This window comes from Klebsiella sp. CN_Kp100, from assembly GCF_040065315.1.
In the GTDB taxonomy this organism is placed as follows: Bacteria; Pseudomonadota; Gammaproteobacteria; order Enterobacterales; family Enterobacteriaceae; genus Klebsiella; species Klebsiella oxytoca.
Genome location: NZ_JBEAIJ010000058.1, coordinates 1 through 24397 on the forward strand (window position 1 = coordinate 1; position 24397 = coordinate 24397).

20 protein-coding genes are annotated in these 24397 nt (G+C 58.1%); 9 read left to right on the forward strand and 11 right to left on the reverse strand.

Annotated elements, in window-relative coordinates; all coding sequences use genetic code 11:
• Positions 1-88 precede the first annotated feature (88 nt).
• Positions 89-223 carry a hypothetical protein gene (locus ABLV12_RS24600; RefSeq protein WP_289177523.1) on the forward strand — a complete coding sequence of 45 codons (135 nt, stop codon included), beginning with the start codon at positions 89-91 and terminating at the stop codon, positions 221-223.
• Here ABLV12_RS24600 and ABLV12_RS24605 read toward each other — a convergent pair.
• Genes ABLV12_RS24605 through ABLV12_RS24615 form a run of 3 tightly spaced genes read right to left on the reverse strand, consistent with a single transcriptional unit; the run spans position 220 to position 4849 of the window.
• On the reverse strand, positions 220-1824 hold the full coding sequence (locus tag ABLV12_RS24605; RefSeq protein ID WP_064396070.1) for a carbohydrate porin: 1605 nt from the start codon (positions 1822-1824) through the stop codon (positions 220-222). The two genes, ABLV12_RS24600 and ABLV12_RS24605, sit on opposite strands and share 4 nt — an antisense overlap.
• 44 nt (positions 1825-1868) lie before the next feature.
• A complete protein-coding gene (locus ABLV12_RS24610) occupies positions 1869-3251 on the reverse strand; it encodes a glycoside-pentoside-hexuronide (GPH):cation symporter (protein ID WP_004101888.1) in 1383 nt (460 codons plus the stop codon).
• Positions 3252-3277: 26 nt separating this feature from the next.
• Positions 3278-4849, reverse strand: coding sequence for a family 78 glycoside hydrolase catalytic domain (locus tag ABLV12_RS24615; protein ID WP_108703779.1), 1572 nt, complete (start codon positions 4847-4849; stop codon positions 3278-3280).
• A 203-nt stretch (positions 4850-5052) separates the two neighbouring features.
• Between ABLV12_RS24615 and ABLV12_RS24620 the strand changes: the two genes are divergently transcribed.
• The gene (locus ABLV12_RS24620) at positions 5053-5877 is read left to right on the forward strand and encodes a helix-turn-helix domain-containing protein (protein WP_004112826.1); all 825 of its coding nucleotides are present in this window, start codon (positions 5053-5055) and stop codon (positions 5875-5877) included.
• Between the two features lie 157 nt (positions 5878-6034).
• Here the strand turns inward: ABLV12_RS24620 and ABLV12_RS24625 are convergent, their stop codons facing one another.
• Positions 6035-6616, reverse strand: coding sequence for a flavin reductase family protein (locus ABLV12_RS24625; protein WP_004112829.1), 582 nt, complete (start codon positions 6614-6616; stop codon positions 6035-6037).
• Positions 6617-6829: 213 nt separating this feature from the next.
• Here ABLV12_RS24625 and ABLV12_RS24630 point away from each other — a divergent pair, with 213 nt between their 5' ends.
• From ABLV12_RS24630 to nhoA, 4 genes are all read left to right on the forward strand, one after another.
• Positions 6830-7531 carry an ABC transporter ATP-binding protein gene (locus tag ABLV12_RS24630; RefSeq protein ID WP_064396064.1) on the forward strand — a complete coding sequence of 234 codons (702 nt, stop codon included), beginning with the start codon at positions 6830-6832 and terminating at the stop codon, positions 7529-7531.
• Positions 7528-8496, forward strand: coding sequence for an ABC transporter substrate-binding protein (locus ABLV12_RS24635; RefSeq protein ID WP_348867417.1), 969 nt, complete (start codon positions 7528-7530; stop codon positions 8494-8496). The genes ABLV12_RS24630 and ABLV12_RS24635 overlap by 4 nt, the downstream gene beginning before the upstream one ends.
• Positions 8497-8652: 156 nt before the next feature.
• A complete protein-coding gene (locus ABLV12_RS24640; RefSeq protein WP_348867418.1) occupies positions 8653-10308 on the forward strand; it encodes an iron ABC transporter permease in 1656 nt (551 codons plus the stop codon).
• A gap of 76 nt (positions 10309-10384) precedes the next feature.
• The gene (gene nhoA / locus ABLV12_RS24645; protein ID WP_064396058.1) at positions 10385-11230 is read left to right on the forward strand and encodes an N-hydroxyarylamine O-acetyltransferase; all 846 of its coding nucleotides are present in this window, start codon (positions 10385-10387) and stop codon (positions 11228-11230) included.
• A 161-nt stretch (positions 11231-11391) separates the two neighbouring features.
• Here the strand turns inward: nhoA and narI are convergent, their stop codons facing one another.
• From narI to ABLV12_RS24675, 6 genes are all read right to left on the reverse strand, one after another.
• Positions 11392-12072, reverse strand: coding sequence for a respiratory nitrate reductase subunit gamma (narI, locus tag ABLV12_RS24650; RefSeq protein WP_017145935.1), 681 nt, complete (start codon positions 12070-12072; stop codon positions 11392-11394).
• Positions 12069-12764, reverse strand: a complete 696-nt coding sequence (gene narW / locus ABLV12_RS24655; RefSeq protein WP_348867419.1) for a nitrate reductase molybdenum cofactor assembly chaperone — start codon at positions 12762-12764, stop codon at positions 12069-12071. The genes narI and narW overlap by 4 nt, the downstream gene beginning before the upstream one ends.
• Entirely contained in the window at positions 12764-14308 is a 1545-nt protein-coding gene (gene narH / locus ABLV12_RS24660) for a nitrate reductase subunit beta (protein WP_004101903.1), read from the reverse strand. The genes narW and narH overlap by 1 nt, the downstream gene beginning before the upstream one ends.
• On the reverse strand, positions 14305-18045 hold the full coding sequence (locus tag ABLV12_RS24665) for a nitrate reductase subunit alpha (RefSeq protein WP_233678551.1): 3741 nt from the start codon (positions 18043-18045) through the stop codon (positions 14305-14307). Before ABLV12_RS24665 ends, narH begins: the two co-directional genes overlap by 4 nt.
• 94 nt (positions 18046-18139) lie before the next feature.
• Positions 18140-19528: a NarK family nitrate/nitrite MFS transporter gene (locus ABLV12_RS24670; protein ID WP_348867420.1), complete on the reverse strand. Its 1389-nt coding sequence runs from the start codon at positions 19526-19528 to the stop codon at positions 18140-18142.
• Between the two features lie 190 nt (positions 19529-19718).
• Positions 19719-20294 carry a TetR family transcriptional regulator gene (locus tag ABLV12_RS24675; RefSeq protein ID WP_004101906.1) on the reverse strand — a complete coding sequence of 192 codons (576 nt, stop codon included), beginning with the start codon at positions 20292-20294 and terminating at the stop codon, positions 19719-19721.
• Positions 20295-20413: 119 nt separating this feature from the next.
• Between ABLV12_RS24675 and ABLV12_RS24680 the strand changes: the two genes are divergently transcribed.
• Positions 20414-21904 (forward strand): MFS transporter, encoded by a 1491-nt coding sequence (locus ABLV12_RS24680; protein WP_064396053.1) that lies wholly within the window; start codon positions 20414-20416, stop codon positions 21902-21904.
• A 3-nt stretch (positions 21905-21907) separates the two neighbouring features.
• Here ABLV12_RS24680 and ABLV12_RS24685 read toward each other — a convergent pair whose 3' ends face one another.
• The gene (locus tag ABLV12_RS24685; RefSeq protein WP_160886868.1) at positions 21908-22795 is read right to left on the reverse strand and encodes an IclR family transcriptional regulator C-terminal domain-containing protein; all 888 of its coding nucleotides are present in this window, start codon (positions 22793-22795) and stop codon (positions 21908-21910) included.
• 121 nt (positions 22796-22916) lie between these two features.
• Here ABLV12_RS24685 and ABLV12_RS24690 point away from each other — a divergent pair, with 121 nt between their 5' ends.
• Together ABLV12_RS24690 and catC are read left to right on the forward strand one after the other, a co-directional pair.
• Positions 22917-24083, forward strand: a complete 1167-nt coding sequence (locus ABLV12_RS24690) for a muconate cycloisomerase family protein (protein WP_160886867.1) — start codon at positions 22917-22919, stop codon at positions 24081-24083.
• Positions 24084-24095: 12 nt separating this feature from the next.
• Entirely contained in the window at positions 24096-24386 is a 291-nt protein-coding gene (gene catC / locus ABLV12_RS24695) for a muconolactone Delta-isomerase (RefSeq protein ID WP_004101911.1), read from the forward strand.
• Positions 24387-24397: the final 11 nt, after the last annotated feature.

Genomic DNA, 24397 nt, shown 5'->3' on the forward strand with positions numbered 1-24397 from the left:
ACCCCGTTACACAAAATGCAGAGATGGCTTGCATAACGGGAGGTGTCCATATACGAGCAGGCGCTGTGCGCCGCTCCCGGGAGAGAGTGTGGAGTGGCAGAATATCCCGGAGGCGATGCTGCGCATCTGTCCGGGCTACGCGTCCTCAGCGGTCTGTGGTCCGGTAGCCCGGGCAGGCGCTGTGCGCCGCCCCCGGGAAGAGGTGCCAGGGCTGATGTATTAAAACCAAATCTCCGTCTGCACGCCAAAGTTCCAGTTTCCTCCGGCGGTAAAGCCTTTACTGCCGAAATCATCGTTGATCGCATAACGATCCAGGTCTTTATCCCAATTCATCCACGTGACAAAGAAACGTATCTCCGGCCTCGCTTTGATATCAAACACATCGCCCACTTTGAACGTCGGGGCGAAGGTCAGCTTGTAAAAATCGCCGCTCACCGCCTGGTATTGATGCACGCCGCTGTCGTAACGATAGGTTCGGCCGTTGGGATTCAGGTTCATATATTGCCAGGACGCCTCGTATAGCAGGGCGAAGTTGCGGGTGATACCCTGGGAAACCCGCAGGTTAAAGGTTGCCCAATCGTAGCGGTCGCCATCGCGGTAGCGATCTTCGCTATGCTGGGCGATAACCGATGGTGCAAGCTGCCAGTTTTTCCCCAGCGGCAAAATGCCGTAGGACGCAAAACGCAGGGACTTTGCGTTCTCGGTAAGATCGCCATCGCTGCCGGGCTGGCGCGCCTCGGCGCCCAGCCCGCCGCCGTACTGCAGGGCGCTCTCCGATACGCCCGGCGCGAGGCCATAGAATTGCTGTTTGTCGTGATACGCCAGCATCGCGTAGTAGCCGTTTTTCGCCGTATTATCGCTGCGCAGAGCGTAACTGCCGGTGGTCGAGGTATTATCTTTCAGGTCATCATTGCCCTGGGCGGTCATCGCCGTGGTCATCAGCTGCCAGTTGTTCCAGAAGTGGTTGGCGGTGAACATCAGGTTCTGTATATCGTTATCCTGGTAGTTATCGCTACCCAGATCGCCGAAGTTACGCGCATAGACCGAGTAATCGCCGCGCAGCGTATCACCCCACTTCACGTCATTGATCCCGCCGCCGGTACCGCCGAGGAACATAATATCGCTATCGGTAAAGTGGATATCGAAATTATCGCGGTCGAAACGCTTGCCCGCCCAGATGGACGCGCTCCTGAACGGCCCGGAAAAATCGGCGAAATTGCCCATCTCGACGTACAGCTGACGCACGTTCAGGTGGTGGCTGTCGTTATCCTGTACCCATGGATCCGGGTTGGTTGCCCCGTCGGCAAGCATGGTTTTAAAGTGCGCCCATGACCCGTCGCTGAAGGTCATTTTTTTGCCGAAGCTGAGCTCCACGTAGTTATCTTTCTCGTTGCCGAGACGGCCAACGTGGGCATCGCCGTTGAGCGAACTGGCCGGGGAGACACCCGGGCCGCCGCGCGCGCCTTTACCATGGCTGTCAACCAGCATCCCGGAGCGCGCGTAGGCGTTGAACTCGAAGCCATCGCTGAGGCTGCTTTTCGCCAGCTGTTTGTCAGCAGCCTGCTGCTTTTGCTCGGTCGCTGCGGTGCGCTGACTGAGGGTCTGCACCTGCTTTTCCGCTGCCGCCGCGCGTTGTTCCGCGGCGCTGGTGCGCAGCTCCGCCTGCTGCGCCCGACGTTTGGCCTCTCCGGCCTCCTGCTCCGCATGATTAAGCCGGGCCTCCAGCTGCGCTAGCCGTTGTTCGACCGTGAGCGGGGCCGCACTCGCGCCGTAAGCCGAAAAAAGGGCGCAGCAAACCGCTGCGCTAATCAAAGAGATACGCATATCAATCCTTATTTTTTTCAGAGGTATGAAGGGGGTGCTGCGCCTTACAGGGCGTGGTTTTCTCCAGCAACGGACGATGGGTTCGACGGCGCACGGCGTCCAGCGTCAAGGTCGGCGCGGATCTGCTCGTACTGGTCGTCGAGTCGGTAGAAGCGACCAATCCACAGCATTGAAGCCACAATCAGCAGCGCCGGGATATAGAGGTAGCAGGCTTTTATCGCCAGCATCGCGCCGTCGCTTTGCGTCTGGTTAGCGATATAACCGCCGGATGAGAGCAGGACCCCGGTAATGGCTCCCGCGCCCGCCATCGCCACCTTGCCAAGAAAGCCGTTGATGGAGGTTAAAATGCCGGCGGTATTGATGCCGGTTTTCCATACTCCGTAATCCACCGGATCGGCTTGCATAGAGAAGTAAATTGCCGTGCGCTGTCCGGCGCCAAGCGAGAGTACGACCGCTCCGGCAACCAGACCCCAGCTGTTAACGCCTGCCGCCATCATCATGCCCATGCCGACCAGGTTGATCGCGCTGGCTACCAGATAGACGTGGCGTTTTTTCATCCTGCTGGCGAGCAGCGGAACGGTGAGGGTACCCAGCAGAGGAACGAAGGTGGAGATCCCGGCGACGATCGCCGTGAGATCGTTATTACCGACGTAATAATGGAAGAAGTAGACCAGCGCCCCGGTCTGGAAGAAAAACGCGCCCCACATCAGGAAAATATTGATGGCGAAGACGAACCACGGTCGGTTGGCGCGCAGGCTGACCCAGGCGCGTTTTAAGGTCATGCGCTCCTGAGTAATACTGATATTTTCCTTAACGTTCCGGAAGCTCACCAGCAGAAAAAAGGTGGCAATAACGCCGAAAATCACCGCCGTATAGAAGAAGCCGTGCTCCTGATTGCCTTTCCCCAGCGCGCCAACCAGCGGCAGAGTGGCGACCGCGACAATAGTCGCGCCGAGCGAGCCGAGCAGAATGCGCACCGCCGACAGCGTCGTGCGCTCCCGCGAGTCGTTCGTCAGAAACGGCAGCATGGCGCAGAATGGAATATTAACGAGGGTATAGAGAAACGACAGACACAGATAGGTGACAAAAGCGTAGATCAGCTTACCGGTGGTGCCAAAATCCGGCACGTAGAAGGCCAGAATACACAGCAGTCCGAAGGGGATCGCGCCAATCAGCAGATACGGACGGCAGCGTCCCCAGCGGGTGGCGGTATTGTCGATAACCAGCCCCATTAGCACGTCGGCAACGCCGTCCACCAGGCGCGTCACGAGGAACATCAGGCCAACGTAATAAGCGGGCAGGCCCATCACGTCGGTGTAAAAGAACATCAGATAAAGAGAGATCATCTGCCACACAAGGTTGCAGGAGAGGTCGGCGATGCCATAGCCAAGGCGCTGCCGCCAAAGGGTAAAGGTTGTTTCTGCCATAAAAGTAAACTCGCTTATCGTTGTTGTTAAAGTCCGTACTGGCGAATAAACCAGGCCGGGGTGCAGCTCCACGCATGGCAATAACTGTTTATCAGCTTGCTGCCATAAGGGGAAAAATCAGGATGCGCCGGGTCGAAGATTTCCCAGAAGGTATCGGCACCGTAGTCGACCATTGCTCCCCAGTAGGCTTTGATCTGCGCAATAGCGTCATCGCGCAGCCCGCACTGCAAAAGGGCGGCAATATAGTGGTGACGCAGGTATGGCGTGTTCATGGCGATCGCGGGGGGATTTTGCTCCAGATTATGCATGATCTCCCGGCGCTGCTGAGGAGTACCGACTTCCGCCAGTACCAGCCAGATTTGCGATGCCCATGAGACCTGCCGCTGCTCGCCGCTGATGTAGAAGCCTTGCTGCTCGTCCCATAAGACATCGAGGGCCGCAGCTTTAATCTGCTGTAAACGCTGGCGATAGCTGACGGCCAGCTCAGGTTCGAAACGCTCCGCCAGCCAGACGGCGCGCTGCAGGCAGTAAATCAGCACGCCCTGCGCTGCAGCCTGTTTATTCAGCGATGCCTGCCAGTCGATAAACACCCACCAGTCGTCGCTATCGCGCACAACCCCGGAGGCGTCGCAGCGTTTCAGCGCCAGTTCAATCTGACGACGGGCCGTGGGCCACAGCTCGCGGGCCGTAGCAATATCCTCCGCGCTTTGCAGATAGTTGTAGAGAACGTCAACAAAAAACAGAGAATAATCAAAAAGAAAAGTATCGTCAGCAATGACATCCGGCTGCACGAACACGTTGGCCGATACCATACCGTCCTCACGAGTATGCCCGGCGAAAAGGTACAGGCAGCGGCGTACTAAATCGTGACGGGCGAAGGTCACATCGTTCACCAGCGCCTGCAAACGTAAATCGCCGAGCCACAGGCGGCGGTCGCGTTTGGGGCCATCCTCAAACACCTCCTGCATGCAGTTTTGCAGGGTCAGAACGGCAACGCTGTCGATGGCCTTGAGCTGCGGGTCGGCGGTTGTCGCTGCCGGGCATGCGCCGCTGGCGGAGGTAACGGCATTCACCTGAATCTGGTTGAACTGCAGACGAAACTTGCGCGACACGGCTTTGACCTCCACCTTCAGATAGCGGAAGCAGTAGCGGCGCGGCAGATCAACTTCGGCCGGCAGGACATCAAGCCACAGATCCTGCTGCTGCAGCCAGCTGCTGCTTAGCCAGCCCTGGTAATCGCTGAACGGTTCACACACTTCGCTCAGCGTTTCGCCGAAGGTGAACTGCAGATGGGCCGGAGCGTCCGGTGGGCTCCCGACGCTCTGACAGAGAAAATGCAGGTAGCCAACAAAGTGGCTGCCAAAATCAATAATGACGCTATCGCCGCTGCTCAGCTCGCGCTGGTAAAACGCGGCCAGGGAACTTACCGGTTCGGCGCGCCAGCCAAACAGTGCCGTGGCGTCGGCGTGGGCTTCCACCACGGCGATCGGCGGGTACGCCTGGCGGCGTAGCGCGGGCCGGAGCGTCTCGGCGGTGCGTAGAAAATCCGGGTGGCGGGTCATCGAGACCTGAGAATTATGCTGAATTGCCTGTGACATACTGCGTCCTCTGTATTTATTTGTCCGCAGCATAAGATGCCGGCCCCGGGGGCAACCACTCTGGCAATGCCAATGCATTTGCCAGATTGGCACTGATAATGAGATGGGCGGGTCGCCGATCACAATTCCAAAAATCTTGCTCGTGGCGGTCGGGAAAATGCATTATCTTGCCTCTGCGCCGTATGCCGTTTTGGACTTTATAGATGATGATGTTAACCGTTGAGTATTATTTCACCCATCCGCAGGATAAGCTGGGCATGTACGCCAGCGATCCGGAAGATAATAGCCATGAACATAGTCATGAATTTGCTGAGCTGGTGATCGTTGAGGAAGGACACGGTTTACACGTTATTAATGGCAGACCACTATATATTCAACAGGGCGACGTTTTTTACGTTCAGCCGGGTGACGTTCATTATTATGATGAGCTAGGGACGCTTAAGTTAATTAATGTGCTGATTAACCCGTTGGTAGGGTTTCATTATTTACAGCCTCTCGATACTTTATTACAGACTTTCTCTGCGCAGAATGCGTCCTGCTACGGTTGGCTGGCGCCGGACACCCGCCATATCTGCAAGGAACTGGTGGATAAGATATTTTCTGCCGAGCTGCGGCAGGGGCAAAATATTGCCCTGCGCGAAGCCGCGTTTTTCCAGCTGGTGACGACGATTCTGCATGCTGAAACCGAAGCCGAATATAGCACCACTAAATATAAGCTGCATAAATTGCTGACATGGCTACAGGAGCACTGTTTTGAAGATCATAACTGGCAGCAGCTGGCGGAGAAATTCCATCTGACCACGCGTACCGCTTTTCGCCATATTAAAGAGGCAACGGGATTGACGCCGGATAATTATTTAAAGCGTCTACGCTTAGTTTCGGCGCGCGTAAAATTACGCGAGACCGATATGACGATTACCGAAGTGGCTTATCTATGCGGCTTTGCCAACAGTAATCACTTTACCACTTTATATAAAAAGGTTTTTGGCCTGACGCCCAGCGAAGACCGGCGGCGTTTGCAGCGCTAGTTCTCTCCCCGGAGGCGATGCTGCGCATCTGTTCGGGCTACGCGTTCTCAGCGGTCTGCGGCCCGGTAGCCCGGGCAGGCGCTGCGCGCCACCCCCGGGAGAGACGAGCAGGGTGGTGAAGAATTGCCCCGGAGGCGATGCTGCGCATCTGTCCGGGCTACTCTTCTGGCGTATTGGCGCGGACGTGGCGGCCGCTGGCGACAAAGTTGCCGGTGCCGAGATGATGGAGGGTATTGATCTTATCATCGTCGAACTGCCAGCGTCCGGTGACAAACGCGCGTTCGTCGGCGGCGGCGGAAACCACTTCGCCAAACAGCGTATCGTACTGCTCCTGAGCCGCCGTTGCCGGCAGCAGTCGGCACTCCATCCACGCCAGACACTTTTCTTCAATCAGCGGCAATCCCAGCTCCGGGCCTTGCACCACCGGAATACCGTAAGCGTTAAATTTATCCTCATCGCGTCCGCTGATGCTACCGACCGCGTAGGTCCAACTGGCGGCCTCGACGCCCGGGACGACGATGCCGAACGTGCCGTTGCGCTCAATAATTTCCCGCGTCCAGGCGCTTTTATCCACCACGATAGCCAGCCGCGGCGGGGCGAACTCCACCGGCATCGACCATGCGGCGGCCATAACGTTGCGGCGCTGAGTATGAGCGTCGTAGCTGGTTATTAAAATCGTTGGGCCATGGTTGAGCAGGCGACTGGCGTACTGGAGTTCCACGTGGCGAAAACGGCTCATATGCGTTCCTTGGTAAATGGGTCTGATGCCAGACAACACGTTAATCCGCAATGAAAATGTAATCAATACGTCATCAAGGCTCCCTATAGTCGGCGTCACTAAGTCCCAAAGAGGATAACAATATGTTAGCTCCCCTGTCTTTGACACAGGTGAGCGCGGGCCGGCGGATGTTGACCGCCGGCAGAGCCACGCTTTCCCAACGGGAGGGCGAAAATGCGCGCGCTTACCAGCATTAAGATTGACGGCGTTTCTTTCGCCTTCGGCGCCAACACCGTCCTTAATCAGATCGATCTGCATATCGATGCGGGCAGCATCGTGGCGCTGCTGGGGCCTTCTGGCTGCGGCAAAAGCACGCTGCTGCGCCTGCTCGCCGGATTAACCGTACCCGCCAGCGGCAGCATTCACTTCGGCGAACGGCTGGTGGCGAAAGCCGGCTGGGGTATGCCACCGGAGCAGCGCGATCTCGGCATGGTCTTCCAGGATTACGCCCTGTGGCCGCATATGACGGCGGTGCAGAACGTGGCTTTCCCGCTGCGCATGCGCGGCATCGGGCACAAGGAACGACAGCAACGGGTCGAGGAGGCGCTGGCGATGGTCGGTCTCAGCGGCTTCGCCGAGCGCAAACCGTCGGGCCTTTCCGGCGGTCAGCAGCAGCGCGTTGCCCTGGCCCGCGCCATCGTCGCAGAACCGCGTGTGCTGCTGTTCGATGAGCCGCTCTCCAATCTCGACAGCGAGCTGCGCGAGTCGCTGTGCCTCGAAATGAGCCGCCTGCTGCGCCAGCTGGGCATCACTGCCGTCTACGTCACCCACGACCGTCGCGAAGCCGAGCTGCTGGCCGACAAGATTGTTCATTTATCTGCGGGCTGCATTGCCGCCGTCCGCGCCGTGACTTCAACCTCAGGGGAATCCGTATGAAAACCGTTATCACCGTTACCAAAGGAGCCGCGCTCGCGATGATGCTGTCCGCCACCATGATCTCCAGCGCCCAGGCGCTCACCGTCTACACCGCCGGGCCGGGCTCGCTGGCGAAAAGCCTTGCCAGCGGCTATGAGAAGAAAACCGGCGTTAAGGTGAATATATTTCAGGCCACCACCGGTAAGGTGATGGCGCGTCTTGAGGCCGAGCAGGCTAACCCGCAGGCAGATGTGCTGATTTCCGCTTCGTGGGATACCGCGGAAGATTTGCATCACCGCGGCTGGCTGCTGCCGTATCAGAGCGCCAATGCCGATAAAGTCCCGGCGAACCTGAAATCCACCGATTACGTTGCCCAGGGGATTTCGGCGCTGGGGATCGTCTGGAATACCAAAAGCGGCACTACGGAGCCGAAAGAGTGGCGCGACCTGACCGAAGCGGCGTTCAAAGACAAAGTGACGACGCCGGACCCGGCGCTTTCCGGCGCATCGCTGGATTTGCTGATCGGGTTACAGAATGGCATGGGCGACCAGGCCTGGGCGCTGTTTAATGACTTGAAGAAGAATGGCATGGCGGTCAGCGGGCCGAATGCCCAGGCGGTGACGCCGGTGATGCAGGGCGCGAAAGCGGCGGTATTCGGCGCGGTTGATTATGTCTCTTACGGCAATATCCATCAGGGCGAATCGCTAAAGGTGATTTTTCCGGCCAGCGGCACGGTGATTGCGCCGCGGCCGATGATGATCCTCAAAACCAGCCCGCATGCTGACGATGCAAAGGCCTTTATTGATTATGTGCTGTCGCCGGAAGGCCAGGCGCTGGTCGCCGACGCCTGGCTTATGCCCGCCCGCAGCGATGTTCCGGCGAAGCGCCCGCTGCTCAACGAGCTGAAAATTCTGCCGACCGCCGGCGAAGGCACTAGCGAACGTAGTGCGGTGCTTTCCCGCTTTAATACGCTTTTCGCCCAGTAAACCGATTTTTCCCCAAGCTGCGAAAGTTGGTTCGGGCACATTCCCCGGAGGCGGCGCTGGCGCGCCTGTCGGGGCTACCGGACCGCAGACGGCTGTGACCCTGTAGCCCGGCTAAGCGCAGCGCGAGCCGGGTAAGATCGTATCCAGGAATATATCGTGAAACAGAGACTTATTTCAGCGGGCACGCTGGTGGCACTGCTGGTGCTGGTGGCGTTGCCGCTACTCTTTATCGTCCTCCAGGCGATTTTTCCCCGGTTTAGCGCCGGCTCGCTGGGCGGCGCGTTTAGCGGCGTGTCAACGCTGATTGCCGACCCGCAGCTACCCGCGATGCTCGGCGGTACCCTGTGGGTGGCCTGCGGCGTGGCGCTGATGAGCGTGGTCATCGGTCTACCGCTGGGCGTCGTACGCGGATTGTTTACTATCCCGCTGCCGCGGCTGTGGGATCTGCTCTTTCTGATCCCCTTTCTGACGCCGCCCTACATCGCGGCGCTGTCGTGGATGCTGATGCTGCAAAGCAACGGCTATCTGCAGCAGCTGACCGGCTGGGATCTCAACGATCTGCTTTTTAGCCGTTCCGGGATTGTGCTGGTGATGACGCTCAATATTTTCCCGGTGGTCTATTTTGCCGTTTCGCGCAGCCTGCTGGCGAGCGGTCAGCGGTTGGCGATTGTCGCCCGGGTGCACGGCGCCAGCGCCTGGCGGGCGTTCTGGCACATCACGCTGCCGATGCTCTCGCCGGCGCTGGCGGCGGGGATGCTGTTGGCGTTTACCCTGGCGATTGAGGAATACGGCGTTCCGGCGGCCCTCGGGTCGCGGGCGGGGCTGGTCATGCTGACCGTAGGCATTGAGAAAAAGCTTGCCGACTGGCCTGTCGATCTGCCCGGCGCGTCGCTGCTTTCGCTGCTGCTGATCGCGGTGGCGCTGCTGGCCTGGTGGCTGCAAAAACGGCTGACTGGCGATAAAGAGGTCACCAGCGTCACCGGCAAGCCGGGAGAGAATAGCGGGGCGGAACTGGGCTGGCTGGCGCTTCCGGCGATGCTAGTGATGGCGGGCGTCGGTGGGCTGGCGGTGGTGCTGCCGGGCGCATCGATGGTGCTGACCAGCCTGATGAGCACGCTGTCGGGCGGTATTCATGCTGACAACGTTACCTTTCGCCATTTTGCTGCGCTGTTTACCCAGCAGGGCGATGCGCTGTCGGCGCTGGCAACCAGCCTTTCGCTGGCGCTGGCTTCGGCTGGGGTTGTCGGCCTGGTGGGGCTTCTCGCCGCCTGGCTGGTTGTGGTGCAAAAAATGAAGGGGAGCGCCTTTGTTGATGCGCTATCGCTGCTGCCGGCGGCGCTGCCGGGCGTGGTGGTGGGCGTCGGGTTGATTCTGTTGTGGAATCAGCCGTTCTGGCCGCTTTCCCCCTACAACAGCTGGTTTATGCTGCTGCTCTCCTACAGTTGTCTCCTGCTACCCTGGCCGGTACGCTACGTCGGCAGCGCGCTGCGCCAGCTTGGCAATAATCTTGAGCCTGCGGCAAGGGTACATGGGGCGACGGCCCTGCAGGCGCTGCGTCTGATCGTTCTGCCGCTGGTCTTCCCGGCGCTGCTGGCGGCGATGCTGATGGTGTTCGCCGTCGCCTCCCGCGAGCTGGTAACTTCGCTGCTGCTCGCGCCAGTAGGAACGCAAACCGTCGCGGTGTTTATCTGGCGCCAGTTTGAGCAGGGCTCGGCGGGGCAGGGAATGGCAATGGCGTCGCTGACGCTGCTTACCGGTCTCGGGCTGATGCTCAGCGCACTGGCGCTGATGCAGCGAGGCACGCGCGGATAAATGCGATCGCACAAAATAGCTGGTCAGGCGGGAAAAACAGGCTATAAATGTCGGACACCGATTGCTGGAGGCATTGATGAGTCCCTTTTTAAGCGCCTATTTTTCTCGTCTGGGCTGGACGGGCACCCCGGGTGTTTCACTTAATACCCTGCGCGAATTGCATATTCACCATAACGGCGCGATCCCCTTTGAAAATCTGGATGTGCTGCTGCCAAGAGAGATACATCTCGACGATTGCACCCTGGAAGATAAGCTGATTCACGGTCGTCGCGGCGGTTACTGCTTCGAGCAAAACGGCCTGCTGGAGAGAGCGCTGCGCGAAATTGGTTTCAATGTGCGCAGCCTTCTGGGCCGCGTGGTGCTGGCCAATCCGCCGCATATGCCGCCGCGTACCCATCGGCTGCTGCTGGTGGACGTGGAGGGCGAACGCTGGATTGCTGACGTTGGTTTCGGCGGCCAGACCCTGACCGCGCCGATCAAGCTGCTGGCCGATGTGGAACAAGCGACCCCGCACGGTGAGTATCGCCTGATCTACGAAGGGGAAGAGTGGACCCTGCAGTTCAGCCATCACGGCCACTGGCAGTCGATGTACCATTTTGACTTAGGTCGCCAGTACGCTTCCGACTATGTGATGGGCAACTTCTGGTCAGCGCACTGGCCGCAGTCGCACTTCCGCCATCATCTGCTGATGTGCCGCCACTTACCGGATGGCGGCAAGATGACGCTGACCAATTTCCACTTTACCCATTGGGATAAAAACCATGTGGTCGAAAAGCGGGATTTAGCGGATGTTCCGGCGCTGTATGAAGCGCTGCAAACGCGTTTTGGCCTCGGCGTGGATGATGCCAAATATGGCTTCAGCGAAGCGGAACTGGCGGCAGTGATGGCGGCGTTTGATACCCATCCCGAGGCGGGTAAGTAAATACCGTACAGGAACCGTTGGCTGGATAAGGGGTGGCTGTCAAACGTGGATGTTACCCGGCTTGCGCTACGCTTAGCCGGGCTATGGGTTCACAGCCATCTGCGTTGATGTATCCCGGGTGAGGCGTTTACGCCGCGACCCGGGATGATTGCAGATTTTGCTCAGCGTCTTGAACGTACCACCTGGTAGCGGCGGGTGAAATATTCAAACGGCGCGCTCCAGACGTGAACCAGACGGGTGAACGGGAACAGCAGGAAAATCGTCATTCCCAGTACCAGATGTACGCGGAAAACAAAGGCGACACCGCTGAGCATTTCAGACGAGCCGCCGCGGAAGGTCACGATGCCTTGCGCCCAGCCGACCAGCTTCATCATTTCACTGCCGTCAGGATACTGCGCCGAAAAAGGAATCGTGCTCAGCCCGAGCAGGCACTGAATCAACAGAATGCTCATGATGATGATATCCGGGGTGGTCGAGGTCGCGCGAACGCGCTGGTTGGTCAAACGACGCCAGAGCAAACCGGCGCCGCCGATCAGCGTCAGGACGCCGCAGACGCCGCCGAGCACCATCGCCATCTGCTGCTTGACCGCAATCGGTAAAAACCAGGCATACACCCAGTGCGGCGTTAACATGCCGAACAGATGGCCAAAGAAAATGCCGAGTATGCCGATATGAAAAAGATTCGACCAGATCACCATCCCGCGTTTATCGAGCATCTGGCTGGAGGAGGCGCGCCAGGTGTACTGACCGTAGTCATAGCGCAGCCAGCTGCCGAGAAAAAAGACCGTCGCGCAGATGTAGGGGTAGATGTCGTAAAAAAAGACGTTCAGGTACTGTATCATTTCGGGCCTCCCGCGCTGACGTCGACGTACTGCGGCGCCACGTCCTGGCTAAAGCGTCGTTGATATTGCTGTAACGGTGAGCTGTCACAGGTTGTGGCGTTATCTTCGATAAATTTCACCTGTTCTTCTTCCCAGACCGCATCCAGCGCCTGCCGGGTATCATCACGGGACTCGTTGTTGACCTGCTGCGTGACACTGTCACTTGAGAGGGGGCTCCCGGCGAGGCTCAGCAGGGCGTCAAACAGCGGGTACCACGCTACCTCGCGCTGCTTGAGCCGCCCGCCCAGCAGCGCCAGAATCGGCGCGACGTTTTGCAGCCCCTCACGCGCTTCGTTTTCCGGCAGGATGCTGAGGTATTCCAGATACAGCGGCAGATGATCTGGAAGTTCGCGACAGTCGAGCTGTAGACCCGCTTTTTCATACTGAGCGAGCAGATCGACCATTGCCTGGCCGCGATCGCGGGACTCGGCGTGAACGTGTTCAAACAGCAGCAGCGACGTGGCGCGGCCCCGGTCGAACACTTCGCACCATTCGGCCTGCTTGTCCAGCAGCGGGGCATTCAGCATCTCAGCGGCGAAGTCGTTGAGCATGGGGGCGTCGTGCCGCACCATGGCCAGCATCTCCTCCTTGCACTGCCAAAGAAACTCATCCGGGTACTCCATCAGCAGGCCGATCGCTTTGAGGATTTGCATTATTCCCCCTCCGCTTTATCGCGTACTTCGGTAATGTTGATGGCATCGATACGGCTACTGTTGAACAGGTTGAATTTGGTGTCGGAGCCGTGGCAGCCGTCGCCAAAGGTAAAGCCGCAGCCGTTGCGCTCGGGGAAAGCGTCGCGCGCCATTTCGCGGTGGCTGGTCGGGATCACGAAACGGTCTTCATAGTTGGCGATCGCCAGATAGCGGTACATCTCCTCGACCTGTTCAACGCTTAAGCCCACTTCCTCGATGGCGCGGGTATCCGTGACGCCTTCCACCGTTTGCGAGCGCATGTAATGACGCATCGCCATCATGCGCTTCAGCGCGCGCAGCACCGGGCCGGTATCGCCCGCGCTGAGCATATTGGCGAGATACTGTACCGGAATACGCAGGCTTTCGATGGCCGGAAGCACGCCGTCGCTTTTCGGCAGGCCGCCGGCGTCGGCGTAGGACTGAATCGGCGACAGCGGCGGCACGTACCAGACCATTGGCAGGGTGCGGTATTCCGGATGCAGCGGCAGCGCCAGCTTCCAGTCCATCGCCATTTTGTACACCGGCGAGCGCTGGGCGGCATCAATCACGTTTTGTGGAATTCCCTGTTTCAGCGCTTCTTCAATCACCGCCGGGTCGTGGGGATTGAGGAACACCTCACACTGCCGCTCATAGAGATCGGTTTCGCGCTCGGTGCTGGCGGCCTCTTCAATGCGATCGGCGTCGTACAACAACACGCCGAGATAGCGGATACGCCCCACGCAGGTTTCCGAACAGACGGTGGGCTGGCCGGATTCGATACGCGGGTAGCAGAAGATGCATTTTTCCGATTTACCGCTTTTCCAGTTGAAGTAGATTTTTTTGTACGGGCAGCCGCTGATGCACAGACGCCAGCCGCGGCATTTATCCTGGTCGATCAGCACGATGCCGTCTTCTTCACGCTTGTAGATGGCGCCGCTCGGGCAGGTGGCGACGCAGCTCGGATTCAGGCAGTGCTCGCACAGGCGCGGCAGATACATCATGAAGGTGTTTTCAAACTGGCCGTACATCTCCTTCTGAATCTTGTCGAAGTTACGGTCGCGGGCGCGCTTTTCAAACTCGCCGCCGAGCAGCTCTTCCCAGTTGGGCCCCCAGATGATTTTATCCATCCGCTTACCGTCGATAAGCGAGCGCGGACGGGCGGTGGGCAAATGTTTCCCCTCCGGCGCGTTGTGCAGGTGCTGATAATCAAAGGTAAAAGGCTCATAATAATCGTCGATTTGCGGTATCACCGGATTGGCGAAGATTTTGGTGATGACGCCCATTTTGCCGCCCAGACGTGGGCGTATTTTACCATTAACGTCGCGCACCCAGCCGCCTTCCCACACCTCCTGGTCTTCCCAGTTTTTTGGATAACCGATGCCCGGTTTGGTTTCGACGTTGTTAAACCAGGCGTATTCCATTCCTTCACGTCCGGTCCAGACGTTTTTACAGGTGACGGAACAGGTGTGGCAGCCGATGCATTTATCAAGATTGAGAACCATGCCGACCTGTGAGCGTATTTTCATTTTTTCGCCTCCTGTATCCCGTCGCGACCTTCGTCATCCAGCCAGTCAATATTTTTCATTTTGCGGATCATGATGAACTCATCGCGATTGGAGCCGACGGTTCCGTAATAGTTGAAACCGTAAGCCAGCTGGGCGTAGCCGCCAATCATATGGGTCGGTTTCGGGCATACGCGGGTCACCGAGTTATGGATCCCGCCGCGCCGTCCGGTGACTTCCGAGCCCGGAATATTCATCAGACGCTCCTGCGCGTGGTACATCATGGTCATCCCCGGCGGTACGCGCTGGCTGACCACCGCGCGAGCGGTGAGCGCGCCGTTGGCGTTAAAGGCCTCGATCCAGTCGTTATCTTCAATCCCCAGTTCGCGAGCATCGGTTTCGCTGATCCACACGATCGGCCCGCCGCGCGACAGGGTTAGCATCAGCAGGTTTTCGCTGTAGGTGGAGTGAATGCCCCATTTCTGGTGCGGCGTCAGAAAGTTGAGCGCTTTTTCAGGAAAGCCGTTAGGCGGAATCGCTTTCATCTGGCTGACGCTGCGGGTGTCAATGGGCGGACGATAGACCACCAGGCTTTCGCCAAAGGCGCGCATCCAGGGGTGATCCTGATAGAGCTGCTGGCGGCCGGAAAGGGTGCGCCAAGGGATCAGCTCGTGGACGTTGGTATAGCCGGCGTTGTACGACACATGCTCGCTCTCGAGGCCGGACCAGGTCGGGCTGGAGATAATTTTGCGCGGCTGGGCCTGAATGTCGCGGAAGCGGATTTTTTCATCCTCTTTATTCAGCGCCAGGTGTGTGTGCTCGCGGCCGGTAAATTCGCCGAGCGCTTGCCAGGCTTTGACCGCCACTTGGCCATTGGTTTCCGGGGCGAGGGCGAGGATCACTTCCGAGGCGTCGATGGCGGTGTCGATGCGCGGGCGGCCTTTAGCCGGGCCATCCAGCTTGACGTAGTTGAGCTTGCCGAGGAAATCGACCTCGTTCTGGGTGTTCCAGGTGATGCCTTTACCGCCGTTGCCGAGTTTGTCGAGCAGCGGGCCGAGGGAGGTAAAGCGCTCATAGGTCGCCGGATAATCGCGCTCAACCACGGCAATCGACGGCGCGGTTTTACCCGGCGTCAGCTCGCATTCGCCTTTCCGCCAGTCCAGCACGTCAAAGGGCTGAGAGAGTTCCGCCGGGGAGTCATGCTGCAGCGGCACCAGCACCACGTCGGTCTCTTTATCGAGGTGGCCGACGCAGACTTCAGAGAAGGTTCTGGCGATATCTTTGTAAATTTCCCAGTCGCTTTTCGCCTCCCACGCCGGGTCAACGGCGGCGGAGAGCGGGTGAATAAAGGGATGCATATCCGAGGTGTTCATATCGTCTTTTTCGTACCAGGTGGCGGTTGGCAGAACGATATCGGAGAACAGACAGGTGCTGGACATGCGAAAGTCGAGCGTCACCAGCAGGTCGAGTTTGCCCTCAATGGCCGCGGTTTGCCACTCCACCTCTTCCGGCTTCACCTCATCGGTAGCCCCCAGCTCTTCGCCCTGAATACCGCTGTCGGTCCCCAGCAGGTATTTGAGCATATACTCATGGCCCTTGCCGGAAGAGCCCAGCAGGTTTGAGCGCCAGATAAACAGATTACGCGGATGGTTTTTGCCGTTATCCGGCTGTTCGCAGGCGAAGCGGATCTCGCCGGACTTCAGCGCCCGGGCGGTGTAGTCGGCGGGGGTCAGTCCGGCTGCGGCGGCCTGCGCCTTGATGGTCAGTGGGTTAACCCCCAGCTGCGGCGCGGAAGGCAGCCAGCCCATGCGCTCGGCGCGAACGTTAAAATCGATCAGATGGCCGCTGAATTGGCTGGCGTCGGCCAGCGGCGACAGCAGCTCCCGGGCGGTCAGCTTTTCATAGCGCCACTGGCTGGCGTGATTGTAAAAAAAGGAGGTGCTGTTCATCTGGCGCGGCGGGCGATTCCAGTCCAGCGCGAACGCCAGCGGCAGCCAGCCGGTTTGCGGACGCAGTTTCTCCTGGCCGACATAGTGCGACCAGCCGCCGCCGCTCTGGCCGACGCAGCCGCAGAACACCAGCATATTGATCATCCCACGGTAGTTCATATCCATGTGGTACCAGTGGTTGACGCCGGCGCCGAGAATAATCATCGATCGTCCGTGGGTTTTATGCGCGGTATCGGCGAACTCGCGGGCGATCTGCTCGATGTGCTGGCGCGGGACGCCGGTGATCTGTTCGGCCCACGCCGGGGTATAGGCTTTCATTTCGCCAAAGTCCCTGGCGGCGCTGGGGTCGTCTAAACCGCGATCGAGCCCGTAGTTAGCGAGGATGAGATCATAAACACTGACCACCAGTCCCGTTTCGCCATTGGCCAGCGGGAGGTGTTTAACCGGTAGCTGGTGCAGGGTGACCGGATCCTGCTTAACGCTGCGAAAGTGCGGGTTTTCGTTGCCGCCGAAGTAGGGAAAGCCCACCGTCACCACGTCGTCACGGCTATCCAGCAGCGATAGTTTGAGTTCAATGGTTTGCCCGGCGGCCTGCTGTTCGAGGTTCCACTTGCCTTTCTCTCCCCAGCGGAAGCCAATCGAACCGTTGGGCGCCACCAGTTCACCTGCGCTGTTGTACGCGACGGTTTTCCACTCCGGGTTGTTGCTTTCGCCCAAATCGTCGACCAGATCGGCGGCGCGGACCATCCTGCCGGGAACGTAGAAACCCTCCTCGCGGCGCTCAAGCATCACCAGCATCGGCATATCGGTATAGGTGCGACAGTAGTTGAGGAAATAGTCGCTGGGATTATCAAGGTGAAACGTTTTGAGGATCACATGGCCCATTGCCATCGCCAGCGCGCTGTCGGTGCCCTGTTTCGGCGCCAGCCACTGATCGCTGAGTTTGGCAACTTCCGAAAAATCCGGAGTAATCGCGATGGTTTTGGTGCCCTTATAGCGCACTTCGGTAAAAAAGTGGGCGTCCGGCGTTCGGGTCTGTGGGACGTTTGAGCCCCAGGCGATGATATAGCTTGAGTTATACCAGTCGGCGGATTCAGGGACATCGGTTTGCTCACCCCAGGTCATCGGCGAGGCGGGGGGAAGGTCGCAGTACCAGTCGTAAAAACTCAGACAGGTGCCGCCAAGCAGCGACAGATAGCGGGTACCCGCGGCGTAAGAGACCATCGACATCGCCGGGATCGGCGAAAAGCCCGCCACCCGGTCCGGCCCGTAGTTTTTGATGGTCCAGACGTTGGCGGCGGCAATCAGCTGATTCAGCTCTTTCCAGCTTGAGCGGATAAACCCGCCTTTGCCGCGTACCTGTTTGTAGCTGAGGGTTTTAACCGGGTCCTGCATAATGCTATCCCACGCCTGCACCGGATCGGCGTGCTGAGCCAGCGCTTCGCGCCACAGCGCAATCAGCCGCTTGCGCACCAGCGGATACTTCAGACGGTTGGCGCTGTAAAGGTACCAGGAGTAGCTCGCGCCGCGCGGGCAGCCGCGGGGTTCGTGGTTGGGCAGATCCGGGCGGGTTCGCGGGTAGTCTGTTTGCTGGGTTTCCCAGGTGACCAGACCGTTTTTGACGTAAATCTTCCAGCTGCATGAGCCCGTACAGTTCACGCCGTGGGTTGAGCGGACGATTTTGTCGAACTGCCAGCGCTGCCGATAGCTGTCTTCCCAGTCGCGGTTGGTGTTGTATACCTGGCCGTGACCGTTGGCAAAGCTCTCGCCTTTTTGTTTAAAGTAGCGAAAGCGATCCAGTAGTTTACTCATGACATTTCTCCTGCTCCAATAATGTCCGGCCTTACAAGACCGCACTATCCTGTAGGCCAGATAAGGCTTCAGCCGCCATCCGGCAAAGATGTCGTTATTTTTTTACCGGTTTATGACGGCCGTAGACCAGCCAGGTCACCAGCACACAAACCACGTAGAAAACAAAGAAGACCTTCATTGCCCCGACAGGTGAGCCGGTCAGCGCCAGCGAGGTGCCGAAGGCTTTAGGGATAAAGAAGCCGCCAATGGCGCCGATTGCGGAGATAAAACCGAGCGCCGCCGCGGTGTCGGTCACCGCTTCGTGCTGAGCCTGTTCATCGCTGCCGCCGCGCTTCTTCACGCTGTCGATAGTTATCTGGCGGAAGATCACGGCGATCATCTGGAAGGTGGAACCGCTGCCGAGACCGGCGGTAAGGAACAGTCCCATAAACACCACGTAAAAGGCGAGAAAGCTGCCGGAGCCGGTGCCGGGCAGGGTGAGGAACAGCAGGCCGGTGAACAGCGCCATTAAGATAAAATTGATCAACGTGACCCGCACGCCGCCGAGACGGTCGGAAATAATGCCGCCAAATGACCGCGCCAGCGCGCCGATAAACGGCCCGAAGAAAGCCAGCTTCAGAATATTCACGTCGGGGAACTGCGTTTTCGCCAGCATGGCAAAACCAGCGGAGAAGCCGATAAACGAGCCAAAGGTGGCAAGGTAGAGCAGGCTTAACAGCCACATATGCGGGCGCTTCAGTACCGGCAGCTGCTCGCGAATGGAGGCCTTCGAGCTGGCGATATCGTTCATTCCCACCCAGGCTGCGAAGGTGGCGATCGCCAGCAGCGGTACCCAGACGAGCGCGGCGTTGCTAAGCGCGAGAAGAGATCCATCCTCCTGAGGCACCCCATGAACACCGAGAAAAGCAAAGATGGGCAGAAAAATCACCGCCGGCGCGATCATCTGCATCACGCTGACGCCGAGGTTGCCGAGCCCACCGTTAATCCCCAGTGCGCTACCCTGTTTGGCTTTGGGGAAGAAAAAACTGATATTTCCCATGCTCGAAGCAAAGTTCGCTCCGGCAAAACCGCACAGTAAGGCAATAATGATAAATACCCAAAACGGGGTAGCGGTATTTTGCACGGCAATTCCCAGCCAGATGCAGGGAACCACCAGAATAATCGTACTTAATACCGTCCAGTAGCGCCCGCCAAATATGGGTACCATAAAGGAGTAGGGTACGCGTAATATCGCGCCGGAAAGCGAAGGCAGAGCGGTTAATAAAAAGAGTTGATCGGTAGTGAAATTAAAACCGATTTTATTGAGGTTGACCGCGACGGCGCTAAATAACATCCAGACGCAAAAGGCGAGTAGCAGACAAGCTACGGAAATGCAAAGATTTCTGCGGGCTATTTTCTTTCCCTTATTTTCCCAGAATGCCGCGTTTTCAGCTTTCCACTCGATTAAAAGATAATGATTCTTTTTCTCATTTTTGCTCAGCATATTGCCCTCGAATGAACATTTACCAGTCAAAAAGAATAAAGATGTAAAACAGTCAATTAATATAAAAGAATGAAAGAAGGGGCCGAACGATGTGTTAGTTGTAATGAATGAAGAATAGATAAGAAAAGCGCGTCGGCAGTCGACGCGCGGAGAATAGAGGGGGATTATTTGTTACAAAGTGTAACCTGAGTCAGAACAGTTCCATCGAAATAAAATAATTGATATGCCGGTTAAAGGTGGCGTCATCTATTTCCTCCATACCCAGCGCGTAAATACCATCCAGGCCACATACCAGCGCAATGAGCCGCCAGGCAATACTTTCCGCATGGTCTTTTGGCGTAAACTCGCCCGCTTCGGTTCCGCGCTGAATAATTTTCAGCGTCTCTTCATGCCACATACTCATCGTCAGCAGATATGCGCCTTTGATATCGCTATCGCTGTCGGCCAGCAGCTGCGCTTCGCGCCATAAACGAATATAGGGCTCAAGCTTGCCGTCGTCGCTGCCCACCATGGAAAACAGGCGTTCCCGCCACGTGGCGTCGTCAGCGACCAGCGGCATGTCCAGCATTTCACGGATAAGGCGTACAAAGGTATGGGCTTTCAGCTCGCCTGCTGAAGTGAAATGGTGGTGCAGTTGACCGGCGGAGACGCCGGCTTCGGCGGCAATCTGGCGCACGGTCATGGCGCTGAATCCGCCTCTAAGCGCGACGCGCATGGCTGCCAGTACAATAACTTCCCGTCGCGCATCGCGATTTAAGTAGCTCATAACGCCTGGTGACCCCCGTTTTTGGCCGATAGTAACAAAAAGTTGGACACTCGTTCAACATTGGGGCAGGATCGCCATCCTGGACACTTGTCCAATTTTCAACTTTGAGGAAAGGTAGTATGTCTCGGCAATGGTTGACGCTGATGGCGATTTTGCTGGTTTATATTCCGGTGGCGATTGATGCCACCGTTCTGCACGTGGCCGCGCCAACGCTTAGCGTAGCGCTGGGGACCAGCGGCAATGAGCTATTGTGGATTATTGATATTTACTCGTTGGTGATGGCCGGCATGGTGCTGCCGATGGGCGCGCTGGGCGATAAAATAGGCTTTAAACGCCTGCTACTGCTCGGCAGCGCTATTTTTGGCGCCGCCTCGCTGGCGGCGGCGTTTTCGCCGACGGCCGAAACGCTGATTGCGTCCCGCGCGCTACTGGCGGTAGGGGCAGCGATGATCGTCCCGGCGACGCTCGCCGGTATTCGCAGCACTTTTGCGCTGGCGCAACAGCGTAATATGGCCCTTGGCCTGTGGGCGGCGGTGGGTTCCGGCGGGGCGGCCTTTGGCCCACTGATCGGCGGCATGCTGCTGGAACATTTTTACTGGGGTTCGGTTTTCCTGATCAACGTGCCGATCGTGCTGCTGGTGATAGCGATTAACGCCAAAGTGGTGCCGCGTCAGCCCTCACGACGGGAACAGCCGCTGAATCTATTTCAGGCGCTAATCCTGATCGCCGCCATATTGATGCTGGTATTCAGCGCTAAAACGGCGCTTAAAGGGCAAATGGCGCTGTGGTTAACCGGGCTGGTGGCGGTTGCTGGCGCCGGTATGTTGTTCTGGTTCGTGCGCAAGCAGCTTATGGCGACGCGGCCCATGGTCGATATGCGACTGTTTACCCATCGCATTATTTTAAGCGGTGTGATGATGGCGATGACGGCGCTGATCACGCTGGTGGGCTTTGAACTTCTGATGGCGCAGGAGCTGCAGTTCGTGCATAGCAAAACGCCATTTGAGGCCGGGCTGTTTATGCTGCCGGTGATGGTGGCCAGCGGTTTTAGCGGGCCGATTGCCGGCATGTTGGTTTCGCGCCTGGGGCTGCGCGAGGTGGCAACCGGGGGAATGCTGCTCAGCGCGCTGAGCTTCCTCGGCCTGTCGATGACCGATTTCAGCACCCAGCAGTGGTTGGCCTGGGGACTGATGACGCTGCTGGGCTTTAGCGTCGCCAGCGCACTGCTGGCTTCCAGCTCTGCCATTATGGCCGCAGCGCCGAAGGAGAAAGCGGCGGCGGCGGGAGCCATCGAAACTATGGCCTACGAGCTGGGGGCTGGTCTGGGCATCGCCCTGTTCGGTCTGATATTGACCCGCAGCTACACCTCATCGATTGTTTTGCCGTCGGGCGTTGACGGCGCAGCGGCGGAGCAGGCGTCCTCCTCCATCAGCGAGGCGATTAAGCTGGCGCAGTCGATGCCGGCTATTCCAGCGCAAAACCTGCTCGAAGCGGCGAAGGCAGCGTTTATTCATTCGCACAGTATCGTGCTGGCGACGGCCGGTGTCCTGCTTCTGCTGCTGGCGGCTGGTATCTGGCGCAGTCTGGCCAGGGCGCCGGAGCTGAATTAACCCTTACAGCTGAAGAGAAAGCGCCATCGCCGCCCGCCGTAGCGGGGCGAGGGCTTTCTCCTTCAGCGTGGCGGCGTTGGTATAGCCTGCCGGAACGCCAACGTTAAGCGCCGCCACCACCTGACCGCTGCGGGAAAGCAGTGGTACCGCCAGCGAACATAATCCCACCTCAATTTGCCGGTCAGCGAGCGCGTAGCCCTGCATACGCACTCTGGCGATTTCCTGCCGTAAACCCGGCAGATCGCATAGCGTATACGGGGTATAGCGGATCAAGCTGGCCCGTGACAATGTCACTTCAAGCTGTTCTTCCGGCAACGCGCTAAGCAGCACGCGTCCCATCGACGTGGCCCACGCAGGCAGACGGCTACCGCGGCCGATATCTACGCTGAGCAGGTTATTCACCGCTGCTCTGGCAATATACAGGACGTTATCGCCGTCCAGCGTGGCGGCGGAGCAGGATTCTCCGAGGTTTTTACCCAGATTATCCAGGGCGCTCTGCGCGACTTTCGCCAGCGGCGTTCCGGCCAGGTAAGCGTGACCCACCGCCAGCACGCGGGGGAGTAGCTCATAGCTGCGGCCATCCGGGCTATGCACCATACCCAGCGCGGCGAGGGTATAGAGGCAGCGGCGCACAGCCGCGCGGGAGATCTGCGTTTTTTGGCTAAGCTGGGAAATGGTCAGGCGCTGCCGCTGTGGGGTAAACGCGTTAAGGACTTCCAGCCCGCGCGCCAGGGACAGCATAAAGTTAGGGTCGTGTTCAGACTGGCGGACGCTGAGAGTATCTGGTTTTTTTTCGCTCATACACCCCTCTTTTACTGAAGATAAAGGTTCATGGGGCATCACTATATCGCGGGTGAAAAACGCGGCGATTCCTTGTGCTGTTTTTACCATGTCGATCACATTATTAACCCCAATTTAACAACCGCGTCGATAATCGCACAACATTTCGATTATCGCCGTTGACCGTCCCGACCGTACAGACCTATTGTCAACAGAATCGTTACCCCACGTTATGAACAGGGGGATGAAAAGTTATGTATTTCATCACCAGGAAAAAAAGATGACCGCGACCATTGAACGTATTGAAAGCTGGCTGGTAGATATCCCGACCATTCGACCGCACAAACTCTCCATGACCACGATGGGCTGTCAGACGCTGGCGATCGTCCGCATCACCCGTTCGGACGGGATTTGCGGTATTGGCGAAGCCACCACCATCGGTGGATTGAGCTACGGCGTGGAGAGCCCGGAAGCTATCGTTTCGGCAATTAACCATTACCTGATGCCGCTGCTGAAGGGCCAGCCTGCCGATAATCTCAATTCCCTGACCGCGCGAATGAACGGCGCGGTTAAAGGCAACACCTTTGCCAAATCGGCGATCGAAACCGCGCTGCTGGACGCGCAGGGAAAGGCGCTTGGCCTGCCGGTTTCCGCGCTGCTTGGCGGCGCGCTGACGACCTCGCTGCCGGTTCTCTGGACGCTGGCGAGCGGCGACACCGAGAAAGATATTGCCGAGGGGGAAAGGCTACTCGCGGAGCGTCGCCATCGGGCCTTTAAGCTAAAAATCGGCGCGCGCGAGCTGGCGACTGACCTGCGCCATACCCGCGCGATTGTTGAAGCCCTGGGCGATCGGGCCAGCATCCGCGTCGACGTGAATCAGGCGTGGGAAGCCACCGTCGCGGCAAAGGGCTGCCGCGAGCTGGCGACGATGGGGGTCGATTTGATTGAACAGCCAGTTAGCGCTCAGGATAACACTACGCTGGTGCGCCTCAGCCATCACATCGGCACGGCTATTCTGGCCGATGAAGCGGTAGCGACCCATTACGAAGGCTATCGCCTGGCGCAGCAGGGATTCAGCGGGGCCTATGCGCTGAAGATTGCCAAAGCGGGCGGGCCAAACAGCGTGCTGGCGCTGGCGAAGGTGGCGCAAGCGGCGGGAATTGGGCTTTACGGCGGCACGATGCTTGAGGGGACCGTTGGCACCCTGGCCTCGCTGCACGCCTGGTCGACGCTCCCCCTACAGTGGGGCAGCGAGATGTTTGGCCCGTTATTGCTGAAGGACGATATTGTCAGCGTGCCGCTCACGTTCGCCGAAGGCGAAGTGACGCTACCGCAAACGCCGGGTCTTGGCGCTGAACTGGATGAAGACAAACTGCGCTTCTATAGCCGCAAAGGATAATGGAGGATTTTTATGCTATTTAAAGTCGATATGACCGTGAATATTCCGCTGGGGTTTCCTGCCGACGAAATTGAGGAAATTAAGCAGCGAGAAAAAAAGTATTCACAACAACTTCAGCGTGAAGGTAAATGGCGACATATCTGGCGCGTCGCCGGACTTTACGCCAATGTCAGTATTTTCGATGTAAAAGATGCTGAAGAGCTGCATCAAATTTTAATGGCTCTACCGTTATATCCCTTTATGCAAATTCGCGTGGAGGCGCTCTGTCGTCATCCCTCCTCGATTCGCGAAGACGACCGTTAATAAAAATAATA